This is a genomic window from Mycobacterium tuberculosis complex sp. N0072, assembly GCF_030323725.1.
Classification (GTDB): domain Bacteria; phylum Actinomycetota; class Actinomycetes; order Mycobacteriales; family Mycobacteriaceae; genus Mycobacterium; species Mycobacterium tuberculosis.
The window spans coordinates 2,577,708-2,595,766 of record NZ_CP040689.1 but is presented as its reverse complement, the minus strand read 5'-3'; the positions used below and the strand labels follow the sequence as shown (position 1 = coordinate 2,595,766).

Genomic DNA, 18,059 nt, shown 5'->3' with positions numbered 1-18,059 from the left:
CCGGCGCGGGCGCGCACGCCACTTCCGGTACCAACGCCGCGCGGCGAACGCCCCGATGATGGCGGTCACGCACCACACCGCGATCGCCGAGTAAACCAGCGGCGACGACAGGTTGGTGATCGACGCGCCCAGCGCGGTGTAGACGAACACCCGTGGCGCCGACCCGATGAACGACCCAACGACCATCTGCCACAACGGAACTCCGAACGCCCCGAAGGTGTACGAGGCCAGCGCATCCGAGATGCCGGGGACGAAGCGCTGACCGACCACCGCCCACAATCCGCGCCGTTCGATCTGTGCATCGAGGCGATGGGCGCGATCGACACCCAGCAGCGCCTGGGCGTCATTCCGGCCTGCGCGCCGGCCGAGAAAGCTGGCAGGGTCACAAAGGTGTCTAGTAGCGGCCCGAACAGCACCCCGCTGCCGGCGGCGAGGATCGGGCCCGGGACGAACAACGCGCCGAGTGCGGCCGACACCACAACGTACGCCAGGGGTGCGATCGGACCCGTCGCCACCACGACCGCGCTACGGACCCCGTCGACGTGGATGACTCGTGCCACCGCAACCAGGTAGAACAGCCCCAGCAAAATCCCGGCGAACAGGGCGAGCCGCAGGACATGGCGCCGTCGGCTGTCGGCCGGGCACTCGTTGTCGGTCATGCCGGGCCCTCAGGTCAGCAGTGTGTCGCGATACAGTGCGGCGAAGCGGCCCAGCGCCTCGCCGCCGATGGTTCGCCCGTCGCCGCGGAACATGGCGCGCAGCGTTCCTCCGAAGCCGACGAGGCCAACCCCGATCGGCATGACGCTCATGGCCGCCGTCGGACTGAACCACACCTCAGTGGTGTCCCCGGCCTCGCCCCCGAAAGCGGGGACGTCGACGCGGCCCAGGTTGGACAGACAGACGCTTTCGACGAACCGATCTTCGACCAAGGGGAGAAGCAGCTGAAGTTGGCGCTTGAGCATCGCCGGCAACACCTTTCCCCCTTCGAGCAGATCCACGACCCACCCGGCGGCGCCGGATTGCTTCAATGGTCCGGTGATCCCGGCGACGATGGCGGTCGCCTTCTCGAGATCGGTCACCTCGTCGACCCGCAGCACGATCGCCAGGTAGCTGGCAAAGTTCGAGATGACCTCGGTCGACCACGCGGTCGGCCGGAAGTTCACCGGCATGTTCACCGACACGGAATCGGCGGCTGGGACATCGTGTGTGCGGTTCCACTGCAGGATCGTCAACGCCAGCGCGGCCATCGCCAGGTCGTTCACCGTCGCCCCCTCGGGTCGACGAGCAACCGCGGTTGCCATCTCGTCGCTCTCGATGGTGAGTGGGGCGAACACGAAGCGCGGCCCGTCGGGCGAGCCGCCATCCGGGGCGACCCGGGTGGTCCGCTTCCGGTCGATGGCCGGTTTTGCCAGGCCGCGGGCGCGGATCAGGACGTCGAACAGGTCGCGGGAGCCGGCGACGCCTTTAAGGTTGCGGGCTTCCTCGATCGGAGGGCCACCGACCTCGTCAGGCTCGCCCGCATAGGCCCGGGCCAGTGAGAGCAACAGACGCAGCCCGCCCATGCCGTCGAAGGCCGCGTGGTGGAAGTTGAGCAGGAGGCGGTCGCCCACGGTCTCGCGTACCACCGCGACGGCAAAGACCGGGCTTCGGTGCAGTTCGGGAGCCCGCGCATAAAAGCGACTGCGAACTTCACCGACGGGTTCATCGGTGATCTCCACGGCGAGGTGATCCGCGCGGTCGGGTACCTCCCAATACAGCGTCCGTGCGGTTAGGCTGGCGCGGCCAAGCCGCGCCCGAGCCAGGGCGTGCTTGGCGACGGCGGCGCGCAGGGCAGCGGCAAGCCGGTCGAGGTCGAAACGACCGGACACCCGCGCCTCGATCTGCACCGAAGGAACGATGTCAATGTCATCGGTGATGAACATCTCGTCCAGCGCGGTAAGGCGCAGCGTTTGGGTCATGGGGCTATCTTCCTCCAGCCGGTGCGGCGTTCGCTGGGGCCGCCTGGCCTGGGCATCGTTGCCCGATCAGCGCCCTCGCCGACCATCCGTTGCCGGCGCTTGGATCCGCTCTTACCAACGCGCAGTGGCTTGCTGCTCAACCGGTTCTACGGCCGCGGTGAGTCGCCACGTGTGCTGCCGCCGCGGCGGTCGTGGCGATAACCTAGGTCCAGCGCCGGACGACAAACCGTGAGGTCTGCGATGAGGCATTTTCTACGACGCTGCGCGCTTTGCGCGTTCACTGCGGTGTTGACGGTGTTGGCGGTGACCGGACTTGTCGAGCCGGCGAACAGCCGGGCCGACGATGATTGCGCGCCCGGCTGGGTGTGGAGCCCCGACTTGAATCAATGCGTGTTCTGGCTCCCCGCCGTAAACCGACCAGGCGGACCCGGGGGTCCGGGCGGACCAGGCGGGCCGGGAGGTCCGGGCGGGCCAGGTGGCCCTGGCCGACACTAGGTATGCGAAGCGTCGGCGGGGTCAGTTGACTTGGCGTAATCGCATAAGAGCGCATGCTCAGCTGGTCGACACAGTCAACGGAGGAGCGATGAGCCACGACATTGCTACCGAGGAAGCCGACGACGGCGCGCTGGACCGTTGTGTCCTGTGCGACCTCACCGGGAAGCGAGTCGATGTCAAGGAGGCGACGTGCACCGGCCGCCCCGCCACGACGTTCGAGCAGGCATTCGCCGTGGAGCGCGATGCCGGATTCGATGACTTCCTGCACGGTCCGGTTGGCCCGCGGAGCACCCCATGACCGCGCCCGAACCGCGGGTGCCGGTCATCGATATGTGGGCACCGTTCGTTCCGTCCGCCGAGGTCATTGACGATCTTCGGGAAGGATTTCCCGTCGAGCTGCTGTCGTATTTCGAGGTCTTCACCAAGACGACGATCAGCGCCGAGCAGTTCGGTGCCTACGCGGAGTCGCTACGCAGGACAGACGACCAAATACTGGACTCCCTGGACGACGCCGGGATTACCCGCAGTCTGATCACGGGATTCGATGAACGGTCCACGTGTGGTGTCACCTTTGTCCACAATGCCTCGGTGGCCGCCGTCGCGGCCCGCTATCCAGATCGGTTCCTACCCTTCGCCGGTGCCGACATCCTGGCCGGCGACTCGGCAGTCGACGAGTTCGAGCGCTGGGTGGTCGAGCACGGTTTCCGCGGGTTGAACTTGCGTCCGTTCATGATTGGACGGCCCGCATCCGACCCCGCCTACTTCCCTTGCTACGCCAAATGCGTCGAGCTTGGTGTGCCCGTTTCCATCCACACCTCCGCCGATTGGACTCGGACACGGCTCAGCGATCTCGGCCATCCCCGCCACATCGACGACGTTGCCTGCCGCTTCCCTGAGTTAACGATCCTGATGAGCCACGGCGGCTACCCGTGGGTGCTGCAGGCATGCCTGATCGCCTGGAAACACCCGAACGTCTACCTGGAATTGGCCGCGCACCGTCCCAAGTACTTCGCTTCACCGGGCGCTGGATGGGAGCCGCTGATGCGGTTTGGGCAGACAACAATCCGCAACAAGATCGTTTACGGTACCGGCGGATTTCTCATCAACCGCCCTTACCTGCAATTGTGCGACGAGATGCGTGCGCTGCCGGTCCCCCGGGAAGTCCTGGAGGACTGGCTATGGCGTAACGCCACACGTGTGCTGCGGCTCGACACGTGAGACCTGTAGGCCCCACATCGCCAGCAGAGCTTTTCACCGGCTATGTCGCCGCGTGCCCGGCCCGCGCGGCAGCGCGCTTTTCGGCCTCCGCGTGCTCGGTGGCGGTGACGACGACCGCGTCCGACCCGGGGTACACCGTTGTCTCGTGCCCGTTTACCAGCCAACGCACCACGTATGGCGGCGAGCCGTCTGCGGAGCGCACCTCGATGATCTCAGCATGTTGATCATGCCGTTCCGTGGTTGTGCCCTTCACCACGAGGTAGTCGCCGACTTTTGCGTGCATCGCCTACTCCCTTCTTGTCTTGATATGACCACGGACCCCTCCATCGTGCGCGCGTTTGTCGGTTAGCGAAAGCGTGAAGCAAAGACTCGCGCACGGGCTAGGTGGCTATTGCAGCTTTCCGGCAACGAAGTCAGCCGCCTGGTTGACCATGCCCGACGAGACATAGGCCCCGGCGAGGTGCTGGGGCCAGTTGGCCTCCCAGGTGTTGGGGTCGGCAGGGTGGCAGACGGGGTCGTCGCCGTGACACAACTCGATGGTCCGATCGTTGTAGGCGGGGCTGAAGTTGGTGATGGGGCCGACCCACTGACTGCCATTGCCGAACAGCGCGACCGCGGCGATGTGCTCATCACTGCCGGGAGGCAGGGGATTGGTGAAGCCACACATCTGGGTGGGCACCGCGAGTACCACGTCGGTGACGGCCGCGCCCAGCGAGTAACCGCCGGGCACCAGGCGGGTATTCGGACAGCTGTTGGCCATGCTCTGAATGTGGGCGCTCATGTCGTTGGCGCCCACATCGATCTGATTGTCGGCGGGGTATTTCACCGCGTAGACCCCGACATTCTTGTTGACCTTCGAGCGCAGCGCGCTGACGAATGCGTTGCCGACCGTGCCAATCCCGGGCGGTTCGAAGCGGCCGCGGGCGAACACCACTTCGGCGTCGGGGCAGGCTGCAGTGGCCGGTGCAACGGCACCGGGGTAGCCGGCGGGAACGGTGATGGGAGTAAGCAGAAGCACCGCGGCCAGCATTGCGGCGGCCGCGCCCATGGTGAGCAGTCGGCGGGTCAGTAAATCATTCACAGTGGGATGGTAGCGACCCGCGGCCGCCCGTGCCCGACCAATTTTTCCAGGCCGCAGCGGCCCCGAGTGGCCGGCAATGGCACAAAGTCCCAGCGGTGTCGCGGTAGGTTGACGACCAGTATGTTAGGTGTCGCCCCCGAAGCGAAGGGACCGCCGGTGAAGGTCCACCACCTCAACTGCGGCACCATGAATGCATTTGGCATCGCTCTGTTATGCCACGTTCTGCTCGTCGAGACCGACGATGGATTGGTGCTGGTGGACACCGGCTTCGGTATCCAGGACTGCCTTGACCCCGGCCGGGTAGGTCTATTCCGTCATGTCCTGCGGCCGGCATTCTTGCAGGCCGAAACCGCGGCCCGCCAGATCGAACAGCTCGGCTACCGCACGTCCGACGTTCGACACATTGTGCTCACCCACTTCGACTTCGACCACATCGGCGGGATCGCCGACTTCCCCGAGGCTCACCTCCACGTCACCGCCGCCGAAGCCCGCGGTGCCATCCACGCCCCTTCGCTCCGCGAGCGACTGCGATATCGACGCGGACAGTGGGCCCACGGCCCGAAGCTGGTGGAGCACGGTCCCGACGGGGAACCCTGGCGCGGATTCGCATCGGCCAAACCCCTCGATTCCATCGGCACCGGTGTCGTTCTGGTGCCGATGCCCGGTCACACCCGCGGGCACGCCGCGGTAGCTGTCGATGCCGGTCACCGCTGGGTTTTGCACTGCGGCGACGCCTTCTATCATCGCGGCACCCTCGATGGCCGGTTCCGGGTGCCCTTCGTGATGCGGGCCGAGGAAAAGCTGTTGTCGTATAACCGCAACCAACTGCGCGACAACCAGGCCCGAATCGTCGAACTCCATCGACGCCACGACCCGGATCTACTCATCGTCTGCGCACACGATCCCGACCTCTATCAGCTTGCTCGCGATACGGCCTAGCCAGGCCACCCCCAGCTCGGCGCCGGATCGCAGCTCGCTAAATTCGAGTCGCTATGTCGTCGGAAGGAATCTCATGAACGCCCATGTCGAGCAGTTGGAGTTTCAGGCGGAGGCCCGGCAACTGCTGGATTTGATGGTCCACTCGGTCTACTCCAATAAGGACGCGTTTCTGCGGGAGTTGATCTCGAATGCCTCCGATGCGCTAGACAAGCTGCGGATTGAGGCGCTGCGGAACAAGGACCTGGAGGTCGACACCTCCGATCTGCACATCGAGATCGACGCAGACAAAGCTGCAAGGACTCTTACCGTTCGTGACAACGGCATCGGGATGGCGCGCGAGGAGGTGGTGGATCTGATTGGCACGCTGGCCAAGTCGGGCACCGCCGAGCTGCGCGCACAGCTGCGTGAGGCCAAGAACGCGGCCGCCTCCGAGGAACTGATCGGTCAGTTCGGCATCGGCTTCTACTCGTCGTTCATGGTGGCCGACAAGGTCCAACTGCTTACCCGCAAGGCTGGCGAGAGCGCGGCCACCAGATGGGAGTCCAGCGGTGAGGGCACCTACACCATCGAGTCCGTCGAGGATGCCCCCCAGGGCACGTCGGTCACCCTGCACCTCAAGCCGGAAGACGCCGAGGACGACCTGCACGACTACACCTCGGAATGGAAGATCCGTAACCTGGTCAAGAAATACTCCGACTTCATCGCCTGGCCCATCCGGATGGACGTCGAGCGCCGCACCCCAGCCTCCCAGGAAGAAGGGGGGGAAGGCGGCGAGGAGACCGTCACCATCGAAACCGAAACCCTCAACTCGATGAAGGCGCTGTGGGCGAGGCCCAAAGAAGAGGTGTCTGAGCAGGAGTACAAGGAGTTCTACAAACACGTCGCGCACGCCTGGGACGACCCGCTCGAGATCATCGCGATGAAGGCCGAGGGCACCTTCGAGTACCAGGCCCTGCTGTTCATCCCGTCTCATGCCCCGTTCGATCTGTTCGACCGGGACGCCCACGTCGGTATCCAGCTCTACGTCAAGCGGGTGTTCATCATGGGCGACTGCGACCAGCTCATGCCCGAGTACTTGCGTTTTGTCAAGGGTGTGGTCGACGCGCAGGACATGTCGCTCAACGTTTCTCGCGAAATCCTGCAGCAGGACCGGCAGATCAAGGCCATCCGCCGGCGGCTGACCAAGAAGGTGCTGTCCACGATCAAGGACGTGCAGTCCAGCCGGCCGGAGGACTACCGCACGTTCTGGACACAGTTCGGCAGGGTCCTCAAAGAGGGACTGCTGTCAGACATCGATAACCGGGAGACCCTGCTCGGTATTTCTTCGTTTGTCTCCACGTACAGCGAGGAGGAACCCACCACGCTGGCCGAATACGTCGAGCGCATGAAGGACGGTCAGCAACAGATCTTCTACGCCACCGGCGAGACGCGCCAACAACTGCTGAAGTCACCGCACCTGGAGGCGTTTAAGGCCAAGGGGTACGAAGTGCTGCTGCTCACCGACCCGGTCGACGAGGTCTGGGTGGGAATGGTGCCGGAGTTCGACGGCAAACCGCTGCAGTCGGTTGCCAAGGGCGAGGTGGACTTGAGTTCCGAAGAGGACACCAGCGAGGCCGAGCGCGAGGAGCGGCAGAAGGAATTTGCCGACCTGCTGACCTGGTTGCAGGAGACGTTGAGCGATCACGTCAAGGAGGTGCGGCTGTCCACCCGCCTGACCGAGTCACCGGCCTGTCTGATCACCGATGCCTTCGGGATGACACCCGCGCTCGCGCGCATCTACCGGGCTTCCGGCCAGGAGGTTCCGGTCGGCAAGCGGATACTTGAGCTCAACCCGAGCCATCCGTTGGTGACCGGCCTGCGCCAAGCCCACCAGGACCGCGCAGACGATGCCGAGAAATCATTGGCCGAAACCGCGGAATTACTTTACGGCACAGCGCTTCTCGCCGAAGGCGGCGCACTCGAGGATCCGGCGAGGTTCGCCGAGCTGCTGGCCGAACGTCTCGCGCGTACCTTGTAGCGAGCTCAACGACGGCTGACCTTCTCACGCACCATGTCGGTGAGGAAGCGGCCGGTGGAAACCGGGCGAAACGCCCGGGCGGCGTCGGTGAGCGCGTCGCGGGATTGCGCGCTGAGCTCGATGTCAGCGGCCGCGACGTTGAACTCGAGTTGCTCGACACTGGACGCTCCGGGAATGGCGACCACCCCCGGCAGGCTAATCAGCCAGGCCAGTGCCACCTGGGCGGGCTTGGCGTCGACGTCGACGGCGATGGCGCGCAACGTAGCCAGCAGCGGCTCTATCCGGCGCAGGTTCTCGGTGCCGAACAGCGGGTTCAACGCGCGCACGCCACCGGGACGATTCTCGAGTCCGTACTTGCCACCCAATAGTCCTTGCGCCAGCGGGCTGTAGGCGATCACGATGCGGTTCTCGAGCTCGGCGAACGGCACCAGATCTTCGAGCGCATCAGGGTGGGCGAGCGAGAAACGTACCTGGTTGCTGACGACTGGGCGCCCAAGCGCGGCGTCGGCCTTCCGCCATCGCGCCAGTGAGTAGTTGGAGACACCGGCCGCGCCAATGTCGCCGCTGTCCAGCAGGTCACGCATCCCCGGCATGATCACCGAATCGGGGACCACCGGGTTGGGCTGGTGGATCTGATACAGCGGGATACGGTTCAGCTGCAGCCGCCGCGCACTGGCGCGCTCGCGGTTCTTGATCACCGCCGGAAACGGCGCGACCGGGAAGACCTTGCTAGCCACCACCACCTCGGTGCGGTCGTCGCCGAGGGCCTCCCCGAGAATACGCTCGCTTTTGCCCAGGCCGTAGATCTCGGCGGTATCGAACAGCGTGACACCCAAGGCGCGTGCGCGTTTGACAATGTCGCGGGCGGCGCCGGTGGCGTACCGGTCCCCATATCCCCATTCACGCGAGCCGAACTGCCAAGTGCCCAACCCGATCCGGCTGACCTGTCCGATTCCGTCGACGTCCAGATATTTCATGTCTGCCACCGTACCGAGGGGCTCGGCGCGGCGGCGACCGCGTCGCTCGACGGTGTAGCCGACCCCGAGCCGGTAATTTCGCAGACCGTTGGTCACTCGCGCTTTTGCTGCAGAAATTCAGTGTCACCGAATGTGGGCAGCTTGTCGGCGCCGCACCAGCCGGGTGCGCTACCAACCGCGAGTCTTCGCAGTCATCCCCGGTGCTTTGGTGTCCGGCCGCTCGCCTCCACCATCCATTCCTTCTCGATACGGCCAATCTCAAGCGAAAGCACCATGAGAGTTGGGTTATCGCAACGGACTTCGTAAGCGGTACGGAACTTCGCTGCCTCCCCAGTGGTGGGCAGGTGCGGCCGCAAACCTTCGAACCACTCGTCGCCGACGACGTTGGGCGCATGGGTGTCCCGAGACCCGGCCTCCCATTGCCGGTAGGCGTTGCTGGCACTGCACAACCCAGACCGCCACACTCGCACCGCCTCGTAGCGCCGTGCTTGCAGATCGACGTTCATCTGCTGCCTACGGTCCTTGGCAGCCGCGACCCCCGGGACATACGCTTCCGCGATCGACTTCGCAATCCCCCCGATGCCCATGGCCGAGGCACCCACCACGGTGCCGAGCAGGCCCATCATCGCCATCTCCATCGCCATTCTGCCGATCCTTCGTCCGCAGCCGTCGCGGTTACGTTGCCTGCTGCCAGGAGAGCATGCGTTCGGCGAGTTCGGTTCCGCTGTCCTCCTGGATGAAGTGGCTGGCCTTGATGCGGGCGTGCGGCTGACCCGCCGCGCCGGGAATGTGCTTGATCAGCGGACCGTCCGCTTGCCCGAGTATCGGGTCGCGATAACCGAAGATGGCAAGGAACGGTTTGTCCCACCGGCCCAGGGCTTCCCATGCCGCGCGGTTGGCCGGTACCGCCGGATCGTCGGGTGAGGTCGGCACCAACCGTGGGAACGCCCGGGCGCCGGCTTGATACGTTTTGTCGGGGAAAGGTGCATCGTAGCCGGCTCGGACCCCGGCGGGAACCCTGTGGACGGTGCCGAAGTTCACCAGACGGCCAGCGGGAAGCACCGGAGAATAGCGCGCAAACGCCCGCCACACGTAGAAGGGGAGTGGGGTGCGCCCCTGCGCGGCGGGGAGAAACCCGTTGGCGACCACCAGCCGCGCGATCCGGTCACCGTGCTCGGCAGCGATGCGCAGACCGATCAATGACCCCCAGTCCTGCACGAAGAGCGTAACGTCGTGCAGGTCGAGATTCTCGAACCAGGACGTCACCCACTCGACGTGCCGCAGGTAGGTGTAGTCCTCGATGCGAGTCGGCTTGTCGGAGCGGCCGAAGCCGATCAGGTCGGGCGCGAGCACACGGTGCCCGGCGGCGGAGAGCGGCGGAATCATGGTTCGGTACAGATAACTCCAGGTGGGCTCGCCGTGCAGCAAGACGATCGGCGGACCGTCGCCCGGGCCCTCGTCGACGTAGTGCATTCGCAACGGCTGGGTGTCGCCGGCCGTCACATCGACATAGTGCGGTGCAAACGGGTAGCCCACCAGGTGTTCGAACCGGGAGTCTGGGGTGCGTAGGACATCCATGATCTGCTCCTCTCTGAGCTGTGCCACGTCGGAACCATTGTTGTGCAAAAGCGTCCGATATCCGCGCTCGCGTCGACTCAGTCGCCGCCGAGGTTAAGCGAAATCGGCGTAGGCCAAGTGGACGCCGCAGCTCAGGCACCTGAAGAGGTAGGCGGTCGCCAGCCCGTTTCGATCGAGCGTCAGGATGAATTCCTCGATTTTGTCGGCGGGCCAGTCGTAGCCGCGGTACTCATTGCGCAGCGCATCCAGGGCGTCAGGGAGGTCGGCCACCTCGCTGGCGCCCACCGGGCCAAGGAAGGCGGCGGCGTCCCCGCAGTGATGCAACCATTCCTCCTGCAGCCAGCCCGTGAACCCGGGTGTTCGGCACAGCACTTCCTCGGTCACGTCCTCTGGAACGTCGTCGGGCACCGCCCACATGGCGTCGGTGAACGTGGCATCGAAGCGACTCGCCGCACTGCCATCTGCGATACACCAAGGACAGATGGCCTCGTTAAGCTCCTCCTCCGCATACACCGGGCCGGTGTAGGTGTAGGGCCGACGTTGCTCGCAGCTCACGCAGCTCACCTCGTCGGCGACTATCGAGCCGGTGCCGACGGGATCGGGGTGATAACGAAATTGGGGCAGCTTCTGGGGGGTGGAGGTCTCTTCGACAGGCATCTCATGATCTTGCCCGCGCCCTGTTGTGCTCGCCAGCGGGGTGGGCAGACACGCATGGTTGGCCGACTGGTCCATGTGGCCGCCTTGATCGTAGCTGATCCGCACGGGCGGGCAAACGGCCTTCACGTTTCTCGGCGAAAACGCGATCAACGAGGCGCCTACGGTGTCAGACTTCCTTTGTCTACCGAATGCGGCCGCCGCGGGGTCGGCCGCATTGGCTGGGCACTGAAGGGCCGCCGAGCGGACAAGACCGTCACCCGAGGTGATCGTGTTGGCGCTAGCGGTTCTCTGGACGCGCTACCGGCGCTCGAGTAGTGACCGGCTCATCCGCGATACCGCCTCGATGAGAATGGCTCGGGAGGTCGCGAAGTTGATGCGCACATGCCCGGCACCGCCAATCCCGAAGACGTGACCAGAACTGAGCGCAACCCGCGCGTGGTCGAGGAACCAGCGGGCTGGCCCGGACAGATCTGACACCACCGCCAGGCCTTCGGTCATCTCGTCGCTAGCCGCGTCATCGAAGCCGAGTTCTCGGCAATCCAGCCACGCCAGGTAAGTACCCTGCGGCCATCGGTATTGCACCCCGGGAAGATGCTCGTCGACCAGAGCGCCTAGCAACGTTCGATTGTGGTCCAGACCGCGCAGCAGCGCGTCGAGCCAGTTGCCACCAGTCCTGAACGCCGCGGTGTGCGCGATGACACCCAGGTGGCTGGGGCCGTGACCGACCTCCTCGGGCATCCGAGCGAGGTCGGCCGCCGCCTCGCGACCGGCAATGGCCAGGGCTGCCTTGAGTCCGCCGAGATTCCACGCCTTGGAAGCCGACATTAGTGCGAATGCGTTTTCCGCACCGGGGACGCTCAGATAGGGCGTAAACCGTGCCCCGGACGGGATAAGAGGGGCATGAATCTCGTCGGACACCACCCGGACACCGAACCGTTGGGCGCGTTCCGCGATGCCGCGCAGTTCGTCGGCGGTGTGCACCGACCCCGTCGGGTTGTGCGGATTGCACAGGAGGTAGGCGACGTTGCCGCTCGAGCCGCTTGAAGCACGCGCGCTCGAGAACGCTTCCTGCAGCGCGTCCAAATCGATCCGGCCGTCTCCCCGCAGCGGCGCTGGGATCACTCGGCGGCCGTCATGCGACACGAAAGCGTAGAACGGCGCATATACCGGGGAGTTGACGATCACAGGGTCACCGCGGTCGGTGATCAGACGCAGCACTTCGACGATGCCGAGCATGACGTCGGGAACGATGGCCGTGCGGCTCACTTCCAGGTCGTGCCATTGCCAACGTTGGCAAGCGAATTCGCGGACGGCTTCGGCATACTCCGTTCCATAGGGATATCCGGTGTCGCCGTCGTCGATAGCTCTACGGAGGGCATCGGCCACCGTCGGCGGAAGCTTCACGTCCATCTCCGCGACCCACAACGGCAAGACGTCGGCTGGGTGCGCACGCCACTTCATGCTCGTGCGTTGGCTTCGCAGTTGCTCGAGCGTTAGCTCCTCGAGTGGGTTAGGTATCACTCCGGCAGACTAGCCGTATCCGCGTCCCGCACCGGTCAACTGGTCTAGCCACACCGGGGAACATAGCCCGACCGGGGCTATCGACCAATCACGCTTGCACAGTTGGTCATAGGGCGGCTCGTTCCGCCGCGATGAAATAACGCCGAGGAATCGCTAGACGAAAAAAACGATAACAAATATTCGTCCGTCGCCGATGGTGCGCGAAAATCAGGGCCAAGCCCCAAATCGGCCACGGCTAAATGACAGAGAGTTCCGGCATCCATGTCAAATCACGATTTTTGGGGATAAGGGATTGTGGGCGCGCCTTTGCGGCACTGTCTTTTGGTGGCGGCCGCGTTGTCGCTGGGCTGTGGCGTGGCGGCGGCCGATCCCGGATACGTGGCAAATGTGATCCCGTGCGAACAGCGCACGCTGGTCTTGTCGGCGTTTCCGGCTGAGGCCGACGCGGTGCTGGCGCACACCGCGCTGGACGCCAACCCGGTGGTGGTCGCCGACCGTCGTCGCTACTACCTGGGCTCGATCAGCGGCAAGAAGGTGATTGTGGCGATGACCGGCATCGGCCTAGTGAACGCTACCAACACCACCGAGACCGCCTTCGCACGCTTTACCTGTGCTTCTTCCATTGCCATTGCCGCCGTGATGTTCTCGGGCGTCGCCGGTGGTGCCGGCCGCACCAGCATTGGGGACGTGGCAATACCAGCACGGTGGACCCTGGACAACGGGGCAACATTCCGTGGGGTCGATCCCGGCATGCTGGCTACTGCCCAGACGCTTTCTGTTGTACTGGACAACATCAACACGCTCGGCAATCCTGTCTGTCTGTGCAGGAACGTTCCGGTCGTCCGGTTGAACCACCTGGGGCGCCAGCCGCAACTGTTCGTCGGCGGTGACGGGTCTAGCTCCGACAAGAACAACGGCCAGGCTTTTCCTTGCATCCCGAACGGCGGCAGCGTTTTTGGCTGCCAACCCTGTAGTGCACCCGATCGCTCACTTGGCTATACCGGTAACTTTTTCCAGGCGGCGGGACCCTGGCTGAAGAACGCTCTGATCAGCAACCTGAACATCGTATCGACGGTGAACCCCGGCTTCGACGCGGTTGACCAGGAGACGGCAGCCGCGCAGGCGGTCGCCGATGCACACGGCGTCCCGTTCCTGGGAATTCGCGGTATGTCCGACGGGCCCGGCGACCCGCTGCATCTGCCGGGCTTCCCCGTCCAGTTCTTCGTTTACAAGCAGATTGCGGCCAACAACGCCGCCCGGGTCACCGAAGCCTTCCTGCAGAACTGGGCCGGCGTCTGACTATGCAGTGCCACGGCCGACGGGACGGGTCGGATCCGAACTCCACTCCGACCATGACCCTGGAAACAGCGCCGCATCCTGGCCGATCACTGCCAGTGCCGCGACGATGACAGCTGCGCTGACACCCGAGCCGCAGTAGACACCCACGCGGCCACCGTGATCGATGCCGTGGTCGGACAGCAGTGCGTTAAGGGCGCCATTGCCAAGGAACGTGCCGTCGTCGGCCAGGACACTACCGCTGGGAACGTTGATGGCGCCGGGGATGTGACCGGCAACCGCATCCACGGGCTCGACATCGCCGCGGAAACGTTCCGGTACGCGCGCATCGAGCAGCGTCACACCACCCGCACCGGCTTGCTGCGCCGTTAGGGTTAGCCGCTGTCCGGCATACAAATCATCGTGCAGCACAGTCACATTCCCGAGCTGCGGGCTGACCTGGCCGGTCTCGATGCTGCCGCCTGCGGACCGCCACGCGGGCAAGCCGCCGTCTAGAATGCGTACATTCGCGATCCCAGCCGCAGTTAACACCCACCACGCTCGCGCGGAACCGGCTCGATTCCAGTCGTCGTAGACCACGACCGGCACATCGTGTCGGATTCCGCATCGGCGGACGGTGGCTTGCAGACTAGCCCCCGACGGCAGCGGGTGCCGGCCCCGGCCGGCGATCGTATGATCGCTCAGTTCGTCCTCGAGTGACACAAATACCGCTCCCGGCAGGTGACCCTGTAGGTAGGCCGCATGCCCGTCAGGTTCATCAAGCCGCCAGCGCACATCCAGGATCGACACCGGATCGCCGGCCTGGATCATGCCAGCCAGTTCCGCGGCGGTGATCAGGACCTGACCACGGGCTTGCACCGGTCACCTCCGTGTTGCCTGCCAACGCGGCTAATTCCCTTGTCGCGCAATCAGTGTAGTTACGGACAGGTTACATGTACCCCGAACGGCAGCTCACGCATGCCGGTTTGGCCCGGGATCACCGCGTGACCCGTCCCGGTCAGTGTGTAACTCTTGCCCTGCCTGGTCGCTTCGACCTGAGTTGGGGACTGAACCGGCTGGTAGGGCATCTGGTAGTCGACGCTTCCGATTTTAAGGGAGATACCAAAACCATTGACGTCTGGGGGCGTGGAGTCGGACAGGGACAGTGTCACCGAGGCCGAATCGTCGTGTGCGTTAACCCGTGTAGTTTGAGTCCCCGACTCCGACGGCGTCGCCGTCCTTACCGCTGGCGAGGTGCGGCACTCGACCGCTCCGGAAATTGTGTGCGTATGTCCCTCTACCATGACGGTCGCGGCCGCGGGAGCTGACGGCGCACTGGGGGGAGAACCCGGCCCGCTGTGTGCGGAGCAGGCCGGCAGAGTTGCCCCGAGTGCCGACACGCCGAGCGCGGTAGCTCCGACAGCGATTCGAACGGTGTGGCGCGGATCAGTCAAGCCCGGCTCCCTCACTGGTAGGCGAGGAGAAATATAGGCGGATTGCCGCTCCGACACTAGCAAAATGCCATCAACGGCCCGCCGTGGCGGGGTCAGGTTCGCACACTGCGCCCTGTCGTGTGGCCCGCTGGCATCGTGCTATCAGGACTTGGTGATGGAGCAGTCGTGGTCTTGGAGAGTCTCGGCTGCAACGGGCTGGTCCTCAGTTCCCTCTGCCAAGAGCAGCAGGAATTGGTCCTGCGCTACGTTGGCAACCGCAATCGATGCATTTTCCATTTTCTTGCCGTCAGCGGTTACCTTCAGGTAGATGTCCCGGAACAGGTTCCTGGATTCGAACGCCTTCGTGTCAACCGCCAATCCTTGAAACCTGCGACCACCGAGGTCGATGGGGAGCTGCTTCCAGCCAACGTACTCTGAGGTATCCACGTTCCTCAGGGCTGCCGATGTTGTTGGTGACGAACACGATATGTGGATGTGCAGCTGATCCTGAGTGCGCGCGTTCTTCGGGTTGATGGTGAGGACTACGTCTGACTCTGGAAGTGAGTTGTTCAGGCGCGCGGTAACGAGGAACCGTGCGGCCCAAGCGTCGTAGAGGTAATTGCGACCCGCTGACTCCCGTAGGGCGGGATCCTCGATTCCGGTGATACGAGCAAGCGGGATCAAAAGGAACTGGTACGGATCAAAATCCGCTTTGTACAACGCCGTTCCAGACTGTTCATCCACGAATGTGCAGGGAGCGTACGCACCGGTACGCCGATAGCCGAATTCGCAACGGTCGTGCACGATTTTCCACAGTGCTTCACGGTCGGCCTCAGGGCGATTCGGCCGCGCCGGTACGGTTACCGCAATCAGCGCCCCGGCAAGAGCTGCTATCACCGCACCTATCAAGACACTTAGACTGACTGCCCGTCGGCTTTTGGGCACCTTGCGCCCGAGGGCTCGTGCAGCCAACCGAACGGCGCCCAGCCCGGTTCGCGTTGTTCCTGCCATGGCGCTATGCCCTTCCGATCACGCAGGATGTCGCCGGTCGTGTAGACCCTGGGTGCGGCGGGCCTGATCCTCCTCTGTTGGGTGCCAGTGCGGCGTGCCGGTGGCAGTAACTTTCGCCCGTCCACATCACCATCGCACCACCTTCGCATAGGCGCCAAGATCGCTGTGCGGCAGCCCTGCTCGCGCTGCGGCCAGTGCAATGAAACGCTGAATGAGTCTGTGAAAGCAATGGCCAAAACCTGAACCGTTGCTGGTTCGATCAGCGGGCGGCGCCGGCTCACTCGGCGTCGGCGGGGTCCAAGAGTTGCACTTCCTCTAGATCCATCGCCGCCTGCAGCTCGCGCAGCACGATGTCGTCGATGAGGTTTTGGTTGCGCAACGTGGTGACGGCCTGCCGCTGGTGTTGCAGCACGCCTAGACGCACGCGCCGGACCAGATCGTTGCGCTCGGCCAGATCGCTGGTCGCGGAGTCGGCGCCATCGGCCATGACGAGCACCGCGCGTTCTTCGTATTCCTTTTCCAGGTGTTTGACGAGATCGGGGGCGACCCCGAGTTCGTCGGCGACCGTCGGCAAAGCGTCGAGGGCGGCTTGGGCGCTACGGGTGCGGGCCAGCTGCAATTCGTTGGCGTGCGCGACGTCTTCGGGCATCCTCGCCCACCGAACGACGGTGGGCAAGGAAGTCCCTTGGACCAGCACGGTGACCAGAATGACGACCGAGACGACGAAGATGATCAGGTTGCGGTCTGGGAATGGAGCGCCGCTATTGGTGGTCATCGGCACCGCCAGCGCTGCGGCAAGCGATACCGCGCCGCGGAAACCGGCCCAGCTTGTGACGCAACGCTGACGGAAGCCGACGTGGCGGGTGGGCTTCTTCAGGACCCGGTCCACGGTGTGACCCAGGACCGTGGTTGCCTGTACCCAGGCGATCCGGGTGGCGATAACGACACCCGTCACCGCCAGGGCCAGGACTGTGGCCCGTGGTAGTCCCCCGTCCTCGCCGGCGATGTGGTCTATCGCGCCCGGGATCTGGACGCCGACAAACACCCACAACGAGCCGTTGATCAGGAACGTGGCGATGTCCCAAAACGCATGCGCCTGCAGGCGGGAACGAGCGCGTATCACCGTCGGACCAACGTAGGTGAGGACCAGGGCCGAAACCAGCACCGCAACCACACCGCTGCACTTCAGAGATTGAGCGAGCAAGAACGCTGCGAACGGCGTCAGCAAGCTCAGGGCTCCCTCCTCCAATGGTGCGTCGATTCTGCGGCGTAGCAATGTCACCAGGCCGCCGACCAGCAGCCCGGCCATGATTCCGCCGAGATAGGAGACGACGAACCGGCCGACCAGCGCGGCCGGGCCGATCCCAGCGGCACCTTCCGCGACCGCCACGGTGACGGCGAACAGCACGAGCGCGGTCCCGTCGTTGATGAGGCTCTCGCCGCGTAGCACTGTCAGCGCCCGGCGCGGCAACCGTTTCGCCAGGCCGGCCACCGCCGCGGCATCGGTGGGGGAGAGCACGGCACCGAGGACAGCCGCGGCGTGGGACTCCATGCCCAGCGCTCGTGCCGTCCACGACACCGCGACCGCGGTGGCAATCACCAGCCCGATACTGAACATGACGATGACGCGCAGGTTCCAGCGGATCTCGCGAAAGCTGGTGTTCATGCTCTCCCAATAAAGGATCGCCGGCAGGAACAGCAGCAGCACCACCTCGCCATCGATCTGAACGTCACCGAAACGGGGAATCAGACCCAGCAGGGAACCGGACAGGATGAGCAACACTGGAGGGCCCACGCGATAGCGGTGGCCCAGGACGGTCCCCACGACCACGGCGGCGACCAGCGCAACGATAACGACGAGCCCGAACACCAGCCCATCCTCGCCTATGGTGCGTCGAC

General features: G+C 64.6%; 18 protein-coding genes and 1 pseudogene. 5 read left to right on the top strand and 14 right to left on the bottom strand.

What is annotated here, in order from left to right; all coding sequences use genetic code 11:
- Positions 1 to 3: 3 nt before the first annotated feature.
- Positions 4 to 659, bottom strand: a pseudogene (locus tag FF952_RS12195) (TVP38/TMEM64 family protein); the annotation flags it as partial.
- Between the two features lie 9 nt (positions 660 to 668).
- Complete coding sequence (locus FF952_RS12190) at positions 669 to 1,958, bottom strand: hypothetical protein (protein WP_003899261.1); 1,290 nt, start codon at positions 1,956 to 1,958, stop codon at positions 669 to 671.
- A gap of 583 nt (positions 1,959 to 2,541) precedes the next feature.
- Here FF952_RS12190 and FF952_RS12185 point away from each other — a divergent pair.
- Both FF952_RS12185 and FF952_RS12180 read left to right on the top strand, forming a co-directional pair.
- Positions 2,542 to 2,751: a hypothetical protein gene (locus FF952_RS12185; RefSeq protein WP_003411870.1), complete on the top strand. Its 210-nt coding sequence runs from the start codon at positions 2,542 to 2,544 to the stop codon at positions 2,749 to 2,751.
- Positions 2,748 to 3,671: an amidohydrolase family protein gene (locus FF952_RS12180; protein ID WP_003903842.1), complete on the top strand. Its 924-nt coding sequence runs from the start codon at positions 2,748 to 2,750 to the stop codon at positions 3,669 to 3,671. The genes FF952_RS12185 and FF952_RS12180 overlap by 4 nt, the downstream gene beginning before the upstream one ends.
- Positions 3,672 to 3,711: 40 nt before the next feature.
- On the opposite strand, the gene FF952_RS12175 is transcribed toward FF952_RS12180, so the two are convergent.
- A complete protein-coding gene (locus FF952_RS12175; RefSeq protein ID WP_003411866.1) occupies positions 3,712 to 3,954 on the bottom strand; it encodes a DUF1918 domain-containing protein in 243 nt (80 codons plus the stop codon).
- A 105-nt stretch (positions 3,955 to 4,059) separates the two neighbouring features.
- Positions 4,060 to 4,752, bottom strand: a complete 693-nt coding sequence (locus FF952_RS12170; RefSeq protein WP_003903841.1) for a cutinase family protein — start codon at positions 4,750 to 4,752, stop codon at positions 4,060 to 4,062.
- Between the two features lie 156 nt (positions 4,753 to 4,908).
- On the opposite strand from FF952_RS12170, the gene FF952_RS12165 reads away from it, so the two are divergent.
- Positions 4,909 to 5,691 (top strand): MBL fold metallo-hydrolase, encoded by a 783-nt coding sequence (locus tag FF952_RS12165; RefSeq protein ID WP_003911838.1) that lies wholly within the window; start codon positions 4,909 to 4,911, stop codon positions 5,689 to 5,691.
- A 73-nt stretch (positions 5,692 to 5,764) separates the two neighbouring features.
- On the top strand, positions 5,765 to 7,708 hold the full coding sequence (htpG, locus tag FF952_RS12160; RefSeq protein ID WP_003411855.1) for a molecular chaperone HtpG: 1,944 nt from the start codon (positions 5,765 to 5,767) through the stop codon (positions 7,706 to 7,708).
- Between the two features lie 5 nt (positions 7,709 to 7,713).
- On the opposite strand, the gene FF952_RS12155 is transcribed toward htpG, so the two are convergent.
- From FF952_RS12155 to FF952_RS12135, 5 genes are all read right to left on the bottom strand, one after another.
- On the bottom strand, positions 7,714 to 8,685 hold the full coding sequence (locus FF952_RS12155; protein ID WP_003904815.1) for an aldo/keto reductase: 972 nt from the start codon (positions 8,683 to 8,685) through the stop codon (positions 7,714 to 7,716).
- 191 nt (positions 8,686 to 8,876) lie between these two features.
- Entirely contained in the window at positions 8,877 to 9,329 is a 453-nt protein-coding gene (locus FF952_RS12150) for a hypothetical protein (protein WP_003411851.1), read from the bottom strand.
- 31 nt (positions 9,330 to 9,360) lie between these two features.
- Complete coding sequence (locus tag FF952_RS12145; protein ID WP_003411849.1) at positions 9,361 to 10,263, bottom strand: haloalkane dehalogenase; 903 nt, start codon at positions 10,261 to 10,263, stop codon at positions 9,361 to 9,363.
- Between the two features lie 93 nt (positions 10,264 to 10,356).
- Positions 10,357 to 10,995, bottom strand: a complete 639-nt coding sequence (locus tag FF952_RS12140) for a CbrC family protein (RefSeq protein WP_003899256.1) — start codon at positions 10,993 to 10,995, stop codon at positions 10,357 to 10,359.
- Positions 10,996 to 11,217: 222 nt separating this feature from the next.
- Positions 11,218 to 12,441: a MalY/PatB family protein gene (locus FF952_RS12135; protein ID WP_003899255.1), complete on the bottom strand. Its 1,224-nt coding sequence runs from the start codon at positions 12,439 to 12,441 to the stop codon at positions 11,218 to 11,220.
- Between the two features lie 324 nt (positions 12,442 to 12,765).
- On the opposite strand from FF952_RS12135, the gene FF952_RS12130 reads away from it, so the two are divergent.
- Positions 12,766 to 13,740: a 5'-methylthioadenosine/S-adenosylhomocysteine nucleosidase family protein gene (locus FF952_RS12130; protein WP_003901369.1), complete on the top strand. Its 975-nt coding sequence runs from the start codon at positions 12,766 to 12,768 to the stop codon at positions 13,738 to 13,740.
- Here the strand turns inward: FF952_RS12130 and FF952_RS12125 are convergent, their stop codons facing one another.
- From FF952_RS12125 to FF952_RS12105, 5 genes are all read right to left on the bottom strand, one after another.
- Entirely contained in the window at positions 13,741 to 14,595 is an 855-nt protein-coding gene (locus FF952_RS12125) for a sulfurtransferase (protein ID WP_003411722.1), read from the bottom strand.
- A 59-nt stretch (positions 14,596 to 14,654) separates the two neighbouring features.
- Entirely contained in the window at positions 14,655 to 15,170 is a 516-nt protein-coding gene (locus FF952_RS12120; RefSeq protein ID WP_003903835.1) for a lipoprotein LpqH, read from the bottom strand.
- A gap of 141 nt (positions 15,171 to 15,311) precedes the next feature.
- Positions 15,312 to 16,094, bottom strand: coding sequence for a CDP-diacylglycerol diphosphatase (locus FF952_RS12115; RefSeq protein WP_003411717.1), 783 nt, complete (start codon positions 16,092 to 16,094; stop codon positions 15,312 to 15,314).
- On the bottom strand, positions 16,064 to 16,441 hold the full coding sequence (locus FF952_RS12110; protein WP_003900492.1) for a hypothetical protein: 378 nt from the start codon (positions 16,439 to 16,441) through the stop codon (positions 16,064 to 16,066). The genes FF952_RS12115 and FF952_RS12110 overlap by 31 nt, the downstream gene beginning before the upstream one ends.
- Complete coding sequence (locus FF952_RS12105) at positions 16,438 to 18,030, bottom strand: Na+/H+ antiporter (protein WP_003916985.1); 1,593 nt, start codon at positions 18,028 to 18,030, stop codon at positions 16,438 to 16,440. The genes FF952_RS12110 and FF952_RS12105 overlap by 4 nt, the downstream gene beginning before the upstream one ends.
- Between the last annotated feature and the right edge of the window lie 29 nt (positions 18,031 to 18,059).